Source organism: Gimesia algae, from assembly GCF_007746795.1.
GTDB lineage: Bacteria > Planctomycetota > Planctomycetia > Planctomycetales > Planctomycetaceae > Gimesia > Gimesia algae.
Map to the genome: position 1 here is coordinate 2,633,449 of NZ_CP036343.1, position 17,560 is coordinate 2,651,008.

The window sequence follows — 17,560 nt, forward strand, 5'->3', positions numbered from 1 at the left end:
GAAATCCCGATATGCAGCCGCTCAACAGACGTCAGTTTCTCACCACCGCCAGTGCCGGTGCCGGCACCGCTGGTCTACTGGGGCTCAACAGATTACAGGCAGAAAAACCAGCCAAACCGGAACTCACGCTCGGCTTCAGCCTGTATGGCATGCCCCACATGAAAACCGAAGAAGCACTCCACATCGTCGCCGACATCGGCTATGACTCGGTGGAACTGACTCTCATGGATGACTGGGATGCCACACCTGCCAAACTGAATGCCGAACGTCGGGCAGCAGTCTCCAAAACACTTGACGAAACCGGTTTAAAACTGACTTCATTAATGGAGCACTGTAACCTGACCGGTTCCAAAGCCAGTCAGCAGAAAGTAATCGAACGCCTCAAACAGACCGCCGAACTGGGACATGATCTGCGACCAGCACAGCCACCACTCATCGAAACAGTAGCCGGCAGTGGTAAATGGGATGCCCTCAAAAATGAAATGCGAGATAACCTGGGAGAATGGGCCAAAGTCGCCGCCAGTACGAAAACCATCATCGCCGTCAAGCCACATCGGGGCGGAGTAGTGGATCACCCTGACCAGGGAGTCTGGCTGGTCGAACAGATCAACAGCCCCTGGATTCGCCTCGATTATGACTACAGCCACTTTACGCATCGAAATATCTCTCTGAAAGAGTCGCTGCAAACCATGCTGCCTTACACCAGTTTCATCCAGGTTAAAGACACTGTCATGAAAAATGGTAAGGTTAGCTTTGCGCTGCCCGGTGAAAGTGGTGAGATCGACTACGTTCGCCTGCTTAAACTGGCCGTCGCAGGCGGCTACCGGGGAGATATCTGCTGCGAAGTCAGCAGTATGGTCTTCCGCCAGAAAGGCTACGATCCCGTTGCTGCTGCTAAAACCTGCTACCAGAACCTGGCCCCCGCTTTCAAACAGGCGGGAATTGCACGAGGTTAAACCATTTTCAGAACTTGAGCACAAATGATTCCTCTATGACTCAGCACAAACAAATTCAACGACTTGTTCTGACACTGGCAGTATCTTTCAGTCTGCTCTGTTCTGTGCGCGCAGCAGAACCTGTGAAGCCTGATGCCAGCCAGCTTGAATTCTTCGAACAGCATATTCGTCCTGTGCTGATCGAGAAATGTGCGGACTGCCACTCAGGTGATGCCGACGCCGAAAGTACTCTTGCCGTCCACTCTCGCGCAGCTCTCATGAAAGGCGGTGATTACGGCCCCGCGATTCTTCCCGGAAATGCGCAACAGAGCCTGTTGTTTCAATCCATCCAGCGGACACACAAAGCTCTGAAAATGCCCCCTGATGCAGAGGAGAAACTGAAACCGGAAACCATTGCCCATTTCAAACGCTGGATTGACGGGGGTGCTCCCTGGCCTGCTGAAAAACCAAAACCACTTCCGACATCACAAAAAAACAAAGCACAGAAACTGACTACCTCACACTGGTGTTTTCTACCGCGAACAACAGTCGCTCCCCCCGCCGTCAACAATCCCCAATGGTCGGCATCTCCCATAGATCGCTTTGTCTACGCACGACTGCAGAAAGAAAATCTTAAACCGGTCGACCTCGCTCCCCGGAGAACCTTAATCAGACGCGCTACCTTCGATCTCACAGGACTGCCTCCCACGCCACAGGAAGTCAAAGAGTTCCGGAACGACACGGCATCTGATCAGACAGCGTTTGCAAAGGTCATCGATCGACTGCTGGCATCACCGGCGTACGGCGAGCGCTGGGGACGTCACTGGCTCAATGTCGCGCGCTATGCAGACACACAGGGCGATGTGGGTGATTTCCCCATTCCCGGCGCGTACCTCTATCGTAACTGGGTCATTGATGCGTTCAACGCCGATCTCCCCTATGATCAGTTTCTGAAAGCCCAGCTCGCCGGAGATATCTTGGCAGAACGGGAAGCCGATCCAAAACAGGCACAGCAGCTCAAAATCGCGACAGGCTTCATCGCGCTCTCTCGACGCTTCGGAAATACACGCTATGAAGACCAGAACCTGACCATCGATGATACCATCGACACCGTCGGGCGGGGCATCATGGGCGTTACTTTAAAGTGTGCACGCTGTCATGACCACAAATTCGATCCGATGCTGGCCACCGATTACTACGGCCTCTACGGTATTTTTGAAAGCACGCTTTATCCCAGCATGGGTGCTTCCAATCAACCCTCACCCACACAACTCGTCTCTGCAGAGAACGATCCCGACTCGCAACAGAAAATCGACGAATACTGGGATTTGCTCAGCTATTATCAACATCAGATTCGCAATCACTTCCGTCCCTGGTTAAAGCCGACTCTCGAAGAATACAAAGAAGTCACCGCTCAAATCGAAGCAGCGAAAAAAGCGGGAAACCCGACAGACAAACTTGAACTGCGCCGTCAGAAACTTCTGGCGACACACAAAGGCAAATTCAGGGAACTCATGCTGCACGGTTTACCCTGGCTCAAAGCCGAAAAAGCCCGAATGGTGAAAGAACCTCCCGCGGAAATGCTGTATGCGGTCATCGATGGCAAGCCCCACCACTCCCGACTGCATCGACGCGGCAATCCGGAAAATCCAGGAGACATCGTTCCCCGCCAGTTCATCAACGTCATCTCCAATTCAAAACCGGAGATCGATAAAACGGAATCCGGTCGCGAAGAACTGGCCGACTGGCTCACCGCCCCGGCACATCCCCTGACCGCACGCGTCATCGTCAATCGGCTCTGGTATCACCACTTCGGACAGGGGCTCGTCAAAACAGTCGATAACTTTGGTGTCCTCGGCGATACCCCGTCTCACCCGCAACTGCTAGATTACCTCGCCGGTCAACTGATTGAACAACAATGGTCGCTCAAAGCCCTGCATCGTCAAATCATGTTGAGCCGCGTCTATCGACTCGACAGCCGTGATCTCACCGAAAATATGAACCGTGATCCAGACAACGTGTATCTCTGGCAGCATTCCCGTAGACGGCTGGATGCCGAATCCATCCGAGACGCCCTGCTTTCAGTCTCTGGCGAACTTGATCGCGAACAGGGGGGACCGCATCCCTTCATCCCCTGGCACAAAAAAGGATACAGCCTGAATCGTCCGTTCCATGAGGACTTTCCTACCAAGAAACGCAGTGTCTATCTGATGACGCAGAGACTCTATAAACACCCGTTCCTCGGACGATTCAATGGACCGGAAACCAATGAAACTTCGGGAACTCGGGACAGCTCCCATCTGCCGACACAGGCGCTTTACCTGATGAATGCACCACTCCTTCCCGAACTGGCAGCAGCATTTGGCAAACGAATCCAACAGGCAGCAGCGACAGAAGAATCGCAGATCATTCAGGCGTACCAGCTCGCCTTCTGTCGCAACCCGACCGCTGCAGAGTTGTCAGAAGCAGCGCAGTTTCTGGAATACTATCGCGAGGAATTAAAAACAGAACGATCAGATAAAGACACGAAAACCAACCAGATTGCCTGGGCAGGGCTCGCGAAAGTCCTGCTCACGAGTAACGAGTTCTTTTTTATCGATTAATGTTTAACGTCTGGAATTGAAAACGATCAGGTTCGAACTAATGCACGACTCATCCTTATCCTCACGTCGTCAGCTTCTGCAGGCAGGACTCGGTACAGCCGCCGGGCTCGCCTTGCCGATAACACTGTCCGCAGGTCTGGAATTGCCTCATCATCGCCCGGCAGCCAAACATGTCATCATGCTGTACATGTCAGGCGGTTATTCGCATGTTGACACGTTTGACCCCAAACCCGAACTGACCAGACAACATGATCAGTCAATCGGTGATGAAAACAAAGCCGCCGTCTCCGGGCAGCCAATTGTCGAACGCTACTTGAAAGCGCCGCTATGGAAATTTCGCCCCAATCAGGAATGTGGTACGGAAGTCAGTGACCTGTTTCCTCACATTCGCGAGATCATGCATGAGACGGCTCTCATCCGCTCGATGAACTGTGATCATCGCGATCACGGCGAAGCCACGCTCCAACTGCATACAGGCAGCACCACAGCCGCCATGCCCGGTATCGGTGCCTGGTTAAGTTACGGGCTGAAATCATTCAACCCGAATCTGCCTTCGCATGTCGTCATTTCAGAACATCGTCCCTACAATGGTCCCCAGCTCTGGGACTCCAACTTCCTGCCCGCTGCCAATACAGGCGTACGCGTGGTTCCCGGCGATGATCCGATCCCGTTTCTCAAGTCGCCCACTTCACAGTCTCGTCAGCAGTTGGAACTTGCTTTGTTGAGAAAGATGAATCAGCGTCACTTCAGTCAGCGTGATCACGATGCCCAACTGGCAGGCCGCATGTCGACGTTCGCCACGGCCGCCGGTCTGCAGAAACAGGCTCCCGAAGCACTTGATTTATCAAAAGAAAGCAGTACCACGCTCAAACTTTATGGTGCCGACAAAAAAGATCAGTCGAGCTACGCCGCGCAATGTATTATGGCACGTCGACTGGTTGAACGGGGAGTCCGCTTTGTCGAGATCATCGACGCCGTCGGTGCCTGCCGAGACAACTGGGATGCCGCCCACCGCGATATCGCTTCCCACGAAAAATATGCCCGCCGTGTCGACCAGCCGGTCGCCGCTTTACTACAGGATCTGAAACAACGCGGCCTGCTGCAGGATACGCTGCTGGTCTTCTGCACCGAATTCGGCCGAACTCCCTGGGCCCAGGATGGCAAAGGAACCAAATCGCGCAACCATCACCCGGAAGCCTTTTCCTGCTGGCTCGCTGGCGGCAATGTCCGCGGCGGCGTGATTCACGGGCAGACCGACGACATCGGCAATTATGTCGTGAAAGACCTGGTGCACGTGCACGACTTTCACGCCACCATTCTGCATATCATGGGACTGGACCACGAAAAACTGACCTACCGCCACGCAGGTCGTGACTTCCGACTGACCGATGTGCATGGACACGTCGTCAAACAAATACTCCACTCCTAAAACCTCATTTCTGTAAAACAGGCAACGGCTGGCGTTTTTTTCGACAGCACTGATGTTTTTTTCAACGCTCCTTCTGAAACAAAATCACTGACTTTTGAATTTTGTCTCCCTATACTGAAGTGGGCTGCCGCATCTCAAATCGGAACAGCTTTTGCGGCTTCTTTAAGAAAAACACCTCTCAGTAATCATATTCTGGAGCATTAAAAATGAACTGGTTTCTTCGCCTGATGATTATCGGCTGTCTCTGTTGGAATGTCAGCCCTCTCTCAGCAGCAGGCCCGGATGCAGCAGAGCTAAAAGCATCGCGTGACAAAGCGATCAACTTCTTAAAGAACTCACAGAACGAAGATGGCACCTGGACCTTCAGTGAAGCGGCGGGAATCTCGGCTCTGGTCACATCTGCTCTGATTGAATCAGGAGTTCCGCTAAGCGACCCGACAGTAGACAAGGCATTAAAAAAACTGGTCTCCTTCTGCCAGGAAGATGGCCGTATCTGCTCTGCCCGCAGCCAGCACTCCGGTTATGAAACGGCTGTCGCCTTGATGGCGTTACAGGATGCCAACCAGTCAGGCAAGTACACGCCTCAGATCAAAAAAGCAGAACAGTTTCTCCGCAGCCTGCAGTTTGACGAAAGCAAAGACGTCAAACCCAGCGACCTGGAATATGGTGGCGCAGGTTATGGTCCGGATGGAGGCCGCCCTGATCTGTCGAATACCGTCTTCATGATTGAAGCCCTTAAAGCCGCTGGCGCGAAAGCCGATGATCCCGATATTCAGAAAGCACTCACTTTCGTTTCCCGTTGTCAGAATCTCGAAAGCGAATTCAATACTTCCCCGGCTGCCGCCAAAGTCAATGACGGAGGTTTTTATTATAATGTCTCAGCCGGCGGTGCCTCACCCTCAGGAAAAAATCAAGATGGAGGCCTCCGCTCCTATGGCAGCATGACTTATGCCGGTCTGAAAAGCATGATCTACGCCGGGCTGACTCCCAAAGATCCTCGCGTCAAAGCAGCCCTTGACTGGATTCAGAAAAACTACACCGTCGAAAACAATCCCGGCATGGGAGATAACGGCCTCTACTACTATTACCAGCTGTTTGCCAAAGCCCTCGACACTGCGGAGCTGAAACAGGTCAAAGACAGCACAGGCCAGGAACACGACTGGCGCAAAGAACTTGCCAGTCACCTGTTGAAAATCCAGCAGGAAAACGGCAGCTGGGTCAACTCCAAATCCAATCGCTGGTTTGAAGGAGACCCGAACCTTGTGACCGCTTATTCGCTGCTCGCGTTGAAGAACTGTGAACCCACGCCAGCGGCTGACTGACGATCAGTCCTTTGTACTCGAATTCGCCAGAGATCGCTGTCGCAGCCAGTCTGTGGCGCGATCCGGCCAGGTATCGACGTAAGATTCATCGACGGGTCGCATCCCGTAACCATGGCCCCCATTCTCGTAAATATGCAGCTCACTGGGCACGCCGTTTTTCTTGAGGTCAGTATAAAACAGAATACTACTGATGGGCGTCGCATGGTCATTGTGTGCATGAACCATCAGTGTTGGCGGCGTGGTCTTATTGATCGTCAATACCTCGTTTAACTCCCCTGTTTTTTCATCGACCAGTCGCCAGGGATAAATCAGCATACTGAAATCGGGGCGGCACGAAACCTGATCCACATCGTCAGCTGCTGCATAGGCTCGTTCCTCATATCGGGTAGTAATCAAAGCCGCAGCCTGACCTCCGGCGGAAAAACCAATCACCCCGATCTGATCAGGCTTGATTCCCCATTCCGCAGCCCGTTTGCGAACCAGACTGACAGCACGTTGTCCATCCTGTAAAGGCCGTTCTGAAAAGGGAGGCAGATGAGAATCCGTCTGAGCGCGAGGCTGCGGTTCCTTGGTTCGATAATGCGCAACAAACGCTGTGATTCCCAGAGAATTCAACCATTCAGCTGTTTCAGAGCCTTCCTTGTCAGCCACTACATAATTATAAGCGCCTCCTGGAAAAATCAGGACTGCGGACCCGTTACGCTTTTCTGCCGGGGGTTGAAACAGATGCAACTGAGGTCGTGTGATCTCTTTGATGCGAGTTGCCGGGGGATTTTCGTTCGCTCGCCGGTCCAGTTTGACGCCGGTCTCACGGGTCGTTTCTCCCGGTGCGTTCTGCTCCCAGAGATCAATCACCGCGTCGGGCTCGCGCGCTTCCACCAGCGAACTGAGACTCAAGCCTGCCGCGAACACCATTAACCATGTTATGTTGAACCGTCTCATGCCAGTATCTCCTTGATGATGTTTGACGGTTCGACGCCCGTCAGTTTGAAATCTAATCCCTGATGTCGATAAGTAAATCGCTCATGATCGATGCCCAGCAGATGCAGTACAGTCGCATGCAAATCACGCACATGCACCGGGTTTTCGGCAACATTGTAACTGAATTCATCAGTGGCACCGTAGGTCAGCCCCGCTTTAACGCCGCCGCCAGCCAACCAGGTGGTGAAGCACCGTGGATGATGGTCTCGCCCCCCTTCAGGACTGTCCCACTTCCCCTGTCCGGCTACACCGCGACCGAATTCACCACCCCAGATTACCAGTGTCTCATCTAAGAGACCGCGCTGCTTGAGATCTTTGACGAGCGCGGCACTCGCCTGATCTGTATCGCGACAGCGGGCGACGCACCACGAGCTCAAACGACTGTGATGATCCCAGTCGGGGTGGAACAACTGCACGAACCGCACGCCCCGTTCAATCAACCGCCGGGCCTGCACACAATTGGCCGCATAACTTCCCGGACGTCGTGAATCGGGTCCGTATAACTCGAACGTTGATTCCGGTTCATCACTCAGATCATTCAGTTCGGGAATACTGGACTGCATTCGCCACGCCATTTCATATTGACGAATCCGCGTTTCTATTTCCGGATCACCTGTCTGTTCCAGTCGCATCTGGTTCAGTTCTGAAATTCCGTTTAACATCCCTCGACGGACACTGCGAGGCATGCCATCAGGGTCGCGCAGGTAAAGCACAGGCTCTTTCGCATTTCTGAGTTTGACGCCCTGATATTGTGAGGGCAGAAATCCACTGCCCCAATAATGATCATACAATGGTTGATCACTGGGCCGTTTCATCTTCGAAATCAGCACCAGGTAATCAGGCAGATTCTGATTTTCGCTGCCCAGTCCGTAACTGCTCCAGGCACCCATAGAGGGTCTTCCCGGCAATTGGTGTCCGGTCAGGAATTTGGTCATCGCAGGCGCATGGTTGATCTCATCAGTCACCATCGACTTGATGAAACAGAGCTCATCAGCGATTTCACCATGATAAGGCAGCCACTCACCCAATGTCGCACCACTCTCACCATACCGTTTAAACTTCGTGCGGGACGGCATGATCAGTTGCTTCTGATTGGCGGTCATCGTTGTCAGCCGCTGTCCGCCACGAATACTCTCAGGCAGTTCCTTGCCCGCCCACTTCATCAGATCCGGTTTATGATCGAACAATTCAATCTGAGAAGGGCCGCCCGACTGAGTCAGGAAAATCACATTCTTCGCTCGTGGTGAATTGTGAGGCAGATCCGGCAGCCCGAGATTCTGTTTCGGTTCTGCGATAGCCTGGCGTAAATTTTCTAACAGACCGAGCGCCATCGCCCCCAGGCTGACGCCTGCTCCCCGCCCCAGAAAATAGCGGCGGGTCTCCTCAAGTGCTGCATTTTCAAATCGATTATTCATGGGTGATCGCCTCATCCAGATTAAAGACCATGCTGGCAACCACCATATAAGCAGCCAGTTCGTCGGGCGCAACTTTGTTTACGACAGGTGGCTGTCCACTGGAAATCAGCTTTAAAGCTTCTTCCTGTTTTCGCTGATAAAATGTGAAAGACTGCTGCTGTTCCTGTTTCAGAACTTTCATCTCCCGCTCCTGTAGAGCTCGCGACAGAATATGCTGTGCGATGAAATCCAGTCGATCCTCAACCGTTTTCTTTTGCTGGATCGCCGTTCGCGCCAGTTCCCGTGAAGATTCCAGAACACTTTGATCATTAAGTAACGTCAAAGCCTGCAGCGGTGTATTGGTACGCCGTGGCTGTACTTCACACACTCGCCGCTGTGCACTGTCGAACAGAAACGTCGGTGCGCTCGAACGACGCCAGAAAGCATACAGACTGCGTCGATACTGGGCTGCTCCCTGACTGGGTTCGTAGCGGAAGCGGCCCATAAACATTTCGGTCCAGACTCCCTGTGGCTGATAAGGCATCACCGGAGGTCCCCCGAGTGCCGGGTTGAGCAGTCCACTTGCCTGCAGAGCCGCATCACGAATCATCCAACTGGGCAAACGGAAACGAGCCCCGCGTGCCAGAAGACGATTTTCCGGATCGCGTTCCAGCAGTTCCGCGGTGACTTTGCTCTGCTGCTGATAAGTCCGGCTGGTGACAATCAGCCTGAGAATATGTTGTAGGTCCCAGTCATGTTCCATCAACTCCACTGCCAGCCAGTCAAGCACCGCTGGATGTGTGGGCAACTCGCCCTGCAAACCAAAGTCTCCAGGCGTGCGAACCAGTCCCGTTCCAAAACAATTCTGCCACAAGTGATTCACTACAACCCGCGCCGTTAATGGATTCTGACGTGAGACCAGCCACTCTGCCAGATCCAACCGGTCTTTAGTCTTCTCTGCAGGAAAAGAGAGAACCGCAATGGGCAGGGCACGTGAAACTTCTTTGCCATGCTTGTCCCAAACGCCCCGCTCCAGCACAAATGTTTTACGGGGTTCCTTGCGCTCTGCCAGAACCATCACATTCAAATCGCCTGCCGCCTTTTTCACCTGTGACAGCTGTGTATTTGCCTGATCCAGCTCTGCTTTTCTCTGCTGATAGATCGCGTGATCGACCAGAAACTGATCCAGCAGTCGCTGCTTCAATTTCGGATCGAGTTTTTCAGGTTCGTTATTTTTTGCAGCCGCGAGTGCTTCTAAAGGCATCGGATCCAACGATCGAACAGCGGGCCCCGGTTGATCGGTCAGCATGACACGAAAACGGCCAATATTCGCATCCCCCTCTGTGGACCGATGCAGCATCACAAAGATCAACTCTTCACCCTTATCCAGAATCAATGGCTCTGCCAGTTCGAATACGGCGACATGTTTTTTCAGTGGATCATGAGATTCGGTCGTCCAGCCGTTCCGGGGATCGTCATCGAGCGTATCTTTGATTTTTCCGTAGTTACGACCTTTGACATCTTTTTCCACATCGGCAATCGCGGAGACAAAGTCAATATCTTTCAGCTGAGAACTCCCTTCGCGACGGACCTGCAGTTTCACGTCGGTCAGAATAAATTCGCCGCTATCGCCGCGACTCAACTTTGCTGCCGTATGAGATTCATGCGGAAATACTTCCAGCCTTAAACCGGTGACTCGGGGTAAGTCTGTCGCTGCGATCAGTCGATAATCATCCTGCCTGAGTTTCGGACCGCTGCTTTGAATCACCCCCGTTTTCTCTGCCGTCAGCATCGTCCCTTCAACAGAATTAACCGATCGGAGTTCCGGCAGATGCCAGGCGGTAAACCCCTTCTGTGTCCGCTGCATCTGTTCCATCAGCCATGGTTCGAATTCCTGTTTCGCCTGCTGAAGTGCTGCCGCTTCCAGTGGCCTGCGATCGTCAACCACCTGCTGAGCTTCTTTGACGGCACGTGCTGCCAGCGGAGATTGATAGTTTAAATACGGCTTCGCACGACTGCCGGCTTTGCCATCTTCATCGATACTGTTGAAGAATGCATACAGACTGTAGTAGTCCGTCTGCGAGATGGGATCAAACTTATGAGAATGACATTGACAGCAACCCAGCGTCAATCCGAGCCAGACTGTCCCCGTTGTATTGACCCGGTCAATCACATAATCGACGCGCGACTCTTCCGGATCGCGGCCCCCTTCTCCGTTGGTCATGTGATTCCGGTGAAAACAGGTCGCCAGTTTCTGCTCGTCCGTCGCATTCGGTAACAGATCACCGGCGAACTGCTCAATCGTAAACTGATTGAAGGGTTTATTCTCATTGAATGACTGAATCACCCAGTCCCGCCACGGCCAGTTTGTCCTGGTAGAATCCTGCTGAAAGCCGTCCGTATCAGAGTAGCGTGCCAGATCCAGCCACCACATCGCCATCCGCTCGCCATAATGTTTTGATTTGAGCAGACGATTTACCAGTTTCAAATCGGCATCGGGTGACTTGTCATTGACAAAGGCATCTACTTCCTGAACCGTAGGAGGCAGTCCCGTTAAATCAAAAGACAACCTGCGAATCAACGTCTGTTTTGCTGCGCGCGGTGATAATTTCAAGTGTTCTTCAGAAAGCCTGCGCTGCACCAGCACATCAATGGGATTCAGCTTCGCCTCTGATTCGTTCAGAGTTACTTTGACGGGAGCCTCGAACGACCAGTGTTTCCCCCATTGTGCCCCTTCTGAGATCCATTGGCGGATAGTTGCGATCTGTTTTTTCGTTAATGGTTTGCGATGCGAATCAGCGGGCGGCATTAACAGATCAGCATCCGAACTGGTAATCCGCGCCAGGACTTCACTGAGTTCCGGCTTCCCCGGTGCAATGGCGTATGTACCATCTCGATTCTCAGTCGCCGCTTCGACCAGATCCAGCCTGAGATCGGCTTCACGATGTGTCGGGTCTGGACCATGACAGTGAAAGCAACGATCCGAAAGAATCGGCAGGATATCATGGCTGAAGTTGATCTTGTCCGCGGCGCGCAGCACGTTTCCTGAGGAGATCAATATAATGACAAGGATCAGCTTGGAAAGATCAGGCATGCACGCTCGATTCGGTCTTTCAAGGCAGGGAGAGAGATAGAGGGAAAATACCATGTGGAGACTTTAATTTCATGTTACGTGCGACCGTTACTCAGGTCTAGAGAAACCAGCAGAAACAGCAGACATGATTTGTTTTCAAAGGGTTTTCAAGGAACGCATTTGAAAAAGAATTAAATTTCTCTGAAAAACAGTCTCCAACCACAATATTTTTACACAAATTGTACGGAACCCACACTCTATAAAATAAATACATAAGCAGTTTTACTAATAAATGATTGACAACCCGGCTTCTTAGTATACCATTTTGTTTAGGATGTTTATTAAGTTTTTTAACAGAGAAATACGAGACCGATATAAAAAAATAAATGACTCAATCACCCAGCCGCTCACTATTTCCTTTTTCCATACCATATTCATTTTATATGAGGAAAAACCATGGGCAATTTATCCAGAAAAAAAGCGTTCACGTTAATTGAATTACTCGTTGTCATCGCGATCATAGCAATTCTGATTGCTCTGCTGCTGCCGGCAGTCCAACAGGCACGGGAAGCGGCTCGTCGCTCTCAATGCAAGAACAACATGAAACAGTTGGGACTAGCCTTTCACAACTATCACGACACCTTCACCAGCTTTCCTAATGGCAGCCATCCGACACCCACATATGTTGGTGGTGGTTATCACATGGGCTGGGCTCCCAAGATTTTCCCTTACATTGATGAAGCCAACCGTGTAAACGCCATGCAGAGTTTCTCGGCGAATCCCATTACACAACTGGCACCCTGGCGGTATGATAGCGCCCCCCATAATGGGTCGAATCAGATCTGGGGGCCGGTACCTGTCTTTGCCTGTCCTTCCTCAGCTCTGGGAGATCGCTCACCAGATATTGTGAACTCCACACTCCCCTGGATTGTGGGACATGGTGCCCTGCACTATCGAGGCTGTGCGGGTCGCATAGAAGATGTGACGAACCCCTCAGACAGTAATAACTATCGCTGGGCTAACACAGGGCTAATGTTCCCTCACAGTAAAATTCGTTTCCGAGATATTACTGATGGAGCCACAAATACAATTCTACTGGGAGAATCTTCCTCATCACACGGCTGGTCCTCCTCCATGAAGGCAGGCTGGGGTGGAATCCAACCCTGGACGTGGGGAATGTACTGGTATACCGATACCCGCAGACTGACACTGGACAGTAAGAACATTCAGTTCCCCATCAACTATCGAGGAGATTTCGGTACCAATCATACGCCTTTTACCAGCTACCACATTGGGGGAGCTCATTTCATGATGGGAGATGGTTCGGTTCACTTTATCAGTGAAAATATCGATTTGGCACTGTTCAAAGCCTTGGGAACACGTGCCGGCGGTGAAGTTCTCGGCGAATGGTAAGTCTCAAATCGAATGCACTCTGCAAGCGGAAGTTACCGATCGCGGAAAAATTCGTCCGGAGTACTGTCACAATTCATATTTCACTATTCTCATTCTACATCGAAAAGTGTTTCCCATGATTATCGTACAACATTTTTTTTTGAGACATTCTTTGATCTTTTCATACTCAGTTTTATTTCTGATCTGTTTAATCATGGTTACCATGACAGGGTGTGGCGACGGTCACCCGGCGCGATCCCCGGTTTCGGGAACCATCAGTTATAATGGAAAGCCTTTAAAAATCGGCTCTCTACTTTTTGTCCCAGTCAAAGGGGGGCCTCCTGCTCAGGGAAAAGTCAAAGGTGATGGTTTTTATGTGATGGGAACTTTTGGCACAACAGATGGTGTAATACCCGGCGACTACAAAGTAATGATTACTGCTCTCACCAGTTCCGGAGGCTCCGGGCTACCCGAAGATACCGTGAAGGCAAACGCGGAACCGGTCTCCGTCATTCCCGAATGGTATGGTGACCTGGAAAATTCTGGGCTGCTCGTGACAGTTGTTGCCGACAAACCAAATACCATTGATTTTCCCCTGACAGACGACAAACCCAAAGACCCTGTCACAAAATAATTTATCTGACCACAGCAGTACGGAACATCGATTCCCTACTGCAATACTTTCATCCTGTCATCTCTCGAACCCCTTTAATTACTGGGTAATTCTGGTATTTTTCCAAGTGTCTGATCGGGCCAGGCGCGGCTGATGCCTGCAAAAGCCCCCTGCACTTTCCCTGCTGCAGAAGATTCCAGCATTCAATTCGCTTTCAGGCACGCTGTTGAATATAATCACAGTTACCTGTAATTCCCTGCATTCGCACGCCTCTCCTTAGATGATTTCGAGTTACAGAAATCATCAATACAAAGATCATTCATGAGTACAAATTCGCCTTCGAGTCGCCAGCAGTTTGAAGAATATAAAGAAGAATTTCTGGAAGTACAGACCGCCGCTCAGGGAAAGCAATCCAAAACACGCGACCGCTCTTCGTGGGAGTTGGTCAAGAGTTTTCTGAGTTTGCTCAAAGTTCATCGCCGGTCGATGATTTTATCTCTGTTAACATTAACGGTCGCAACCTTACTCGCTTTGATCCCGCCAGCGGCAACGAAATTTGTCGTTGATTATGTGCTCGATAAAAAACCGCTGCCGAAATTTATGCCAGCCTGGTTCCCGCATGACCCCTGGCCGATGCTGGTGTCGATTACGGTGGCCGTTATTCTTATTTCCCTGATTCGCATCGGACTGCAGATCTGGGGACGCTGGCACGCGACACGCGTGACCAAAATGATTCAGATGAAAGTTCGCAAGGATGTGTTTGCGCAAGCGGTCCGACTGCCTCTGCATCGAGTACAGGAACTCAAATCAGGAGGCGCTGCGAGCATTTTGCGCGAAGATGCCGGCAGTGTAGGTGAACTTGTTTTTGGCATGCTTTACAACCCCTGTCGTGCCATTATTCAATTGCTGGGCAGCCTGATGATCCTCGCCTGGGTCGACTGGCGCCTACTGCTGGGTGCCCTCTTTCTCGTCCCTCTGGTCTATCTGTCACATCGTACCTGGATTAGCCAGATCCGGCCACAACATAAAAAGATCCGGGCACAACGCGTCGCCGTTGATGCCTTGGCGACGGAATCGTTTGGCGGAATGCGCGTGGTCCGTGCCTTTGGACGCCAGCGATCAGAAACCAGCCGCGTACTGAGAGGTAATCACCTGATGGGACGCCAGGAACTGTATGCCTGGTGGTGGGCACGCTTCATTGAAATTGTCTGGGAAACTCTAATCCCCATCGCTTCGGCCTGCCTGCTCCTGTATGGAGGCTGGCAGGTCCTACAGGGACAATTAACACTCGGTGACCTCGTCATGTTCCTGGCCTACCTGCTGATGCTGCTCGGTCCACTGGCAATTCTCGCCCAGAGTGCAGCACAGTTTCAGAACAGCCTGTCCGGGTTCGATCGCGTCCTGGAGCTGCTGGATGAACCACGTGAAATGGAATCGGCAACCGCGCGCACAATCAAGAAAACGGAAATCGAGGGACAGGTCACATTTGAAGACGTCAGCTTCCAGTATCCGAATTCAACACAGTATGCATTACAGGAGGTCTCACTCGATATCGCTCCCGGTGAAACAATTGCCCTGGTTGGCCCCAGCGGTGCCGGCAAAACCACCTTCTGCAATCTGGTCGCCCGCTTTTACGATCCCACATCGGGGCGAGTCCTCCTCGATGGTCGGAATCTGATCGATCTTGATGTGGAAAGCTACCGGAATCATATCGGCGTCGTCGAACAGGATGTATTTCTGTTTGATGGTTCGATCGCCGATAACATTGGATACGGAGATCGCAAAGCGACAATCGAACAGATTCAAAATGCTGCAGAAGTTGCGAACGCAGACGAATTCATCAGAATCTTACCAAACGGCTATCAGACTTTAATTGGGGAACGCGGCGTTAAACTGAGTGGCGGTCAACGTCAGCGACTGGCGATCGCCCGCGCCATTCTCGCTGACCCCAAAATATTAATTCTTGATGAAGCCACCAGCAATCTGGATACCGAAAGTGAACGGCTGATTCAAGATAGCCTGACTACGCTTATGCAGGATCGCACCTGCTTTGTAATTGCACACCGCTTAAGTACGATCACCCACGCCAGTCGTATTGTCGTTTTCGAAGGGGGACGTATCATCGAAAGTGGCCCACATGAAACCTTAATGGATGCCGGCGGAAAGTATAAGGAGATGGTGCTGCTACAGACCAGCCCTGCGAGCGTTACTTAAGAACCCCTATGTGGTGCACATTCGTTTTTTGAATTATGGACTTCTTGGTCACATTTTCAAATTGAAATCACGCACTCGCATGTTTACAATTTTATGTATCACACCTGAATCGTGAGTGCATCACGATCCCACCAGAAGTTGAACTGAAAATAGATTCACTCATTTCAACTGCGTTCACAAGAAACAAACAGATAATCATTACCTTTTTCAGTTAATGATTTGATACCGAAACCAACTCGAAAAGGAAATCAGTAGAATGAAATCCATCGTTCTCAGTCCTGGTCAATCATTTTTTAAATTCAGCATCATTTGCGGAATGATAATTGGCTGCTTTCATCAGAGTAATCTGCAAGCTGAAAAACAGACCATCCAAAAATCAAATCAAGTGCTGCTGGGAACAGCAGAGTTGACTTCAGGCATTCCTGGAAAAGGTCCTTTGACCGAGCAGGAAATCAAAAACTGGCTCAATGATCCTGAAAACCATGAAGTCCTGGAAATTACTCTGCCACTCGGCTTAAGTGCAGGTGCTACTCAGATGGTCGGACTCAAAGAGAACCCGCTTACCCGTGCCAAGGTCGAACTCGGGCGTCAGCTCTATTTTGATACGCGTCTCTCTGCAGACAATACCATCAGTTGTGCCAGTTGTCATCACCCCGATGAAGGCTTTGGTAAACACACTCAATTCGGCATCGGAATCAGAGACCTTGAAGGGGGACGAAACTCACCCGTCAGTTACAACCGGATTTTGAGTGGCCCTCAATTTTGGGATGGCCGCGCTGCTACGCTGGAAGAACAGGCCGTCGGCCCCATCGCCAATCCAATTGAAATGGGACACACCCATGAAGCCGTCGTCAATTCCATTAAAGAAATTCCCGGTTACCGACTTCAATTCCATAAAATATTTAACGATGGCGTTAACATAGATAACATTGGCAAGGCCATTGCCGCCTTCGAACGCACACTGGTCTCAGGCCCTTCCCCCTTCGATTATTATGAGCAGCTGCGTCCGTTTCTGAAACTGGATAAAGAGGATCTGGAAGACTTCAAAGAAGAATACACGGCTGCTTTGAAACTCACTGAAGCGCATCCTATGTCCGAGAGTGCCAAACGGGGGCGCGAACTCTTTTTCAGCGAAAAGGTCAACTGTGCCGCCTGTCACCTGGGTCCCAACCTGGCTGATGAAAAATATCACAACCTGGGAATCGGCATGTCTGCCAAAGAACCAGACCTGGGACGTTATGTCGTCACGAAAAAAGAAGAAGACAAAGGCGCCTTCAAAACTCCGACCATCCGAAACGTCGAATTCAGTGCTCCATATATGCATGATGGATCCCTGGAGACACTTGAAGAAGTCGTCGAACACTATAACAAGGGGGGGGCCCCCAATCCTTATCTGAGTGAAAAGATCAAGAAGCTGAATCTTTCTGACCAGGATAAAAAAGATCTGGTCGCATTTATGAAAGCCTGCAGTGGTCCCTTTACCAAAGTTGAATCGGGACGGCTGCCTCAATAACTCACCTGTTTTATCTATCTCCTTACAGCCCGGTTTCCAGACCGGGCTGTTTTTTTGTAGCATAGAACCGGTCCAGTTTCCTGTTGCATCT

General features: G+C 51.2%; 11 protein-coding genes. 8 read left to right on the forward strand and 3 right to left on the reverse strand.

The window, feature by feature from the left end; all coding sequences use genetic code 11:
* Positions 1 to 11: 11 nt before the first annotated feature.
* The 4 genes from Pan161_RS09565 to Pan161_RS09580 all read left to right on the forward strand — a co-directional run bounded on the left by Pan161_RS09565 (position 12) and on the right by Pan161_RS09580 (position 6,289).
* Positions 12 to 956 carry a sugar phosphate isomerase/epimerase family protein gene (locus Pan161_RS09565; protein WP_145226194.1) on the forward strand — a complete coding sequence of 315 codons (945 nt, stop codon included), beginning with the start codon at positions 12 to 14 and terminating at the stop codon, positions 954 to 956.
* 35 nt (positions 957 to 991) lie between these two features.
* Positions 992 to 3,538 (forward strand): PSD1 and planctomycete cytochrome C domain-containing protein, encoded by a 2,547-nt coding sequence (locus tag Pan161_RS09570; protein WP_145226197.1) that lies wholly within the window; start codon positions 992 to 994, stop codon positions 3,536 to 3,538.
* 40 nt (positions 3,539 to 3,578) lie between these two features.
* Positions 3,579 to 4,967: a DUF1501 domain-containing protein gene (locus Pan161_RS09575; protein ID WP_232103678.1), complete on the forward strand. Its 1,389-nt coding sequence runs from the start codon at positions 3,579 to 3,581 to the stop codon at positions 4,965 to 4,967.
* Positions 4,968 to 5,173: 206 nt separating this feature from the next.
* Positions 5,174 to 6,289 carry a prenyltransferase/squalene oxidase repeat-containing protein gene (locus tag Pan161_RS09580; RefSeq protein ID WP_145226201.1) on the forward strand — a complete coding sequence of 372 codons (1,116 nt, stop codon included), beginning with the start codon at positions 5,174 to 5,176 and terminating at the stop codon, positions 6,287 to 6,289.
* Between the two features lie 3 nt (positions 6,290 to 6,292).
* On the opposite strand, the gene Pan161_RS09585 is transcribed toward Pan161_RS09580, so the two are convergent.
* From Pan161_RS09585 to Pan161_RS09595, 3 genes are read right to left on the reverse strand one after another with little or no spacing between them, the layout of a single operon-like run.
* Entirely contained in the window at positions 6,293 to 7,231 is a 939-nt protein-coding gene (locus Pan161_RS09585) for an alpha/beta hydrolase (protein ID WP_145226202.1), read from the reverse strand.
* On the reverse strand, positions 7,228 to 8,685 hold the full coding sequence (locus Pan161_RS09590; protein WP_145226204.1) for a DUF1501 domain-containing protein: 1,458 nt from the start codon (positions 8,683 to 8,685) through the stop codon (positions 7,228 to 7,230). The genes Pan161_RS09585 and Pan161_RS09590 overlap by 4 nt, the downstream gene beginning before the upstream one ends.
* Entirely contained in the window at positions 8,678 to 11,758 is a 3,081-nt protein-coding gene (locus Pan161_RS09595; RefSeq protein WP_145226206.1) for a PSD1 and planctomycete cytochrome C domain-containing protein, read from the reverse strand. Before Pan161_RS09595 ends, Pan161_RS09590 begins: the two co-directional genes overlap by 8 nt.
* A gap of 435 nt (positions 11,759 to 12,193) precedes the next feature.
* Here Pan161_RS09595 and Pan161_RS09600 point away from each other — a divergent pair, with 435 nt between their 5' ends.
* The 4 genes from Pan161_RS09600 to Pan161_RS09615 all read left to right on the forward strand — a co-directional run bounded on the left by Pan161_RS09600 (position 12,194) and on the right by Pan161_RS09615 (position 17,469).
* Positions 12,194 to 13,150 carry a DUF1559 domain-containing protein gene (locus Pan161_RS09600; RefSeq protein ID WP_145226208.1) on the forward strand — a complete coding sequence of 319 codons (957 nt, stop codon included), beginning with the start codon at positions 12,194 to 12,196 and terminating at the stop codon, positions 13,148 to 13,150.
* A 193-nt stretch (positions 13,151 to 13,343) separates the two neighbouring features.
* Positions 13,344 to 13,763 (forward strand): hypothetical protein, encoded by a 420-nt coding sequence (locus Pan161_RS09605; protein ID WP_145226210.1) that lies wholly within the window; start codon positions 13,344 to 13,346, stop codon positions 13,761 to 13,763.
* A 300-nt stretch (positions 13,764 to 14,063) separates the two neighbouring features.
* Positions 14,064 to 15,956 (forward strand): ABC transporter ATP-binding protein, encoded by a 1,893-nt coding sequence (locus Pan161_RS09610; protein WP_145226212.1) that lies wholly within the window; start codon positions 14,064 to 14,066, stop codon positions 15,954 to 15,956.
* A gap of 256 nt (positions 15,957 to 16,212) precedes the next feature.
* Positions 16,213 to 17,469, forward strand: a complete 1,257-nt coding sequence (locus Pan161_RS09615) for a cytochrome-c peroxidase (RefSeq protein ID WP_145226215.1) — start codon at positions 16,213 to 16,215, stop codon at positions 17,467 to 17,469.
* The last annotated feature ends 91 nt before the right edge of the window (positions 17,470 to 17,560 follow it).

Coding starts and splice junctions, on each gene's coding strand:
- Pan161_RS09565 (WP_145226194.1), top strand. CDS start 12: ATGCAGCCGCTCAACAGACGTCAGTTTCTCACCACCGCCAGTGCCGGT.
- Pan161_RS09570 (WP_145226197.1), top strand. CDS start 992: ATGACTCAGCACAAACAAATTCAACGACTTGTTCTGACACTGGCAGTA.
- Pan161_RS09575 (WP_232103678.1), top strand. CDS start 3,579: ATGCACGACTCATCCTTATCCTCACGTCGTCAGCTTCTGCAGGCAGGA.
- Pan161_RS09580 (WP_145226201.1), top strand. CDS start 5,174: ATGAACTGGTTTCTTCGCCTGATGATTATCGGCTGTCTCTGTTGGAAT.
- Pan161_RS09585 (WP_145226202.1), bottom strand. CDS start 7,231: ATGAGACGGTTCAACATAACATGGTTAATGGTGTTCGCGGCAGGCTTG.
- Pan161_RS09590 (WP_145226204.1), bottom strand. CDS start 8,685: ATGAATAATCGATTTGAAAATGCAGCACTTGAGGAGACCCGCCGCTAT.
- Pan161_RS09595 (WP_145226206.1), bottom strand. CDS start 11,758: ATGCCTGATCTTTCCAAGCTGATCCTTGTCATTATATTGATCTCCTCA.
- Pan161_RS09600 (WP_145226208.1), top strand. CDS start 12,194: ATGGGCAATTTATCCAGAAAAAAAGCGTTCACGTTAATTGAATTACTC.
- Pan161_RS09605 (WP_145226210.1), top strand. CDS start 13,344: ATGGTTACCATGACAGGGTGTGGCGACGGTCACCCGGCGCGATCCCCG.
- Pan161_RS09610 (WP_145226212.1), top strand. CDS start 14,064: ATGAGTACAAATTCGCCTTCGAGTCGCCAGCAGTTTGAAGAATATAAA.
- Pan161_RS09615 (WP_145226215.1), top strand. CDS start 16,213: ATGAAATCCATCGTTCTCAGTCCTGGTCAATCATTTTTTAAATTCAGC.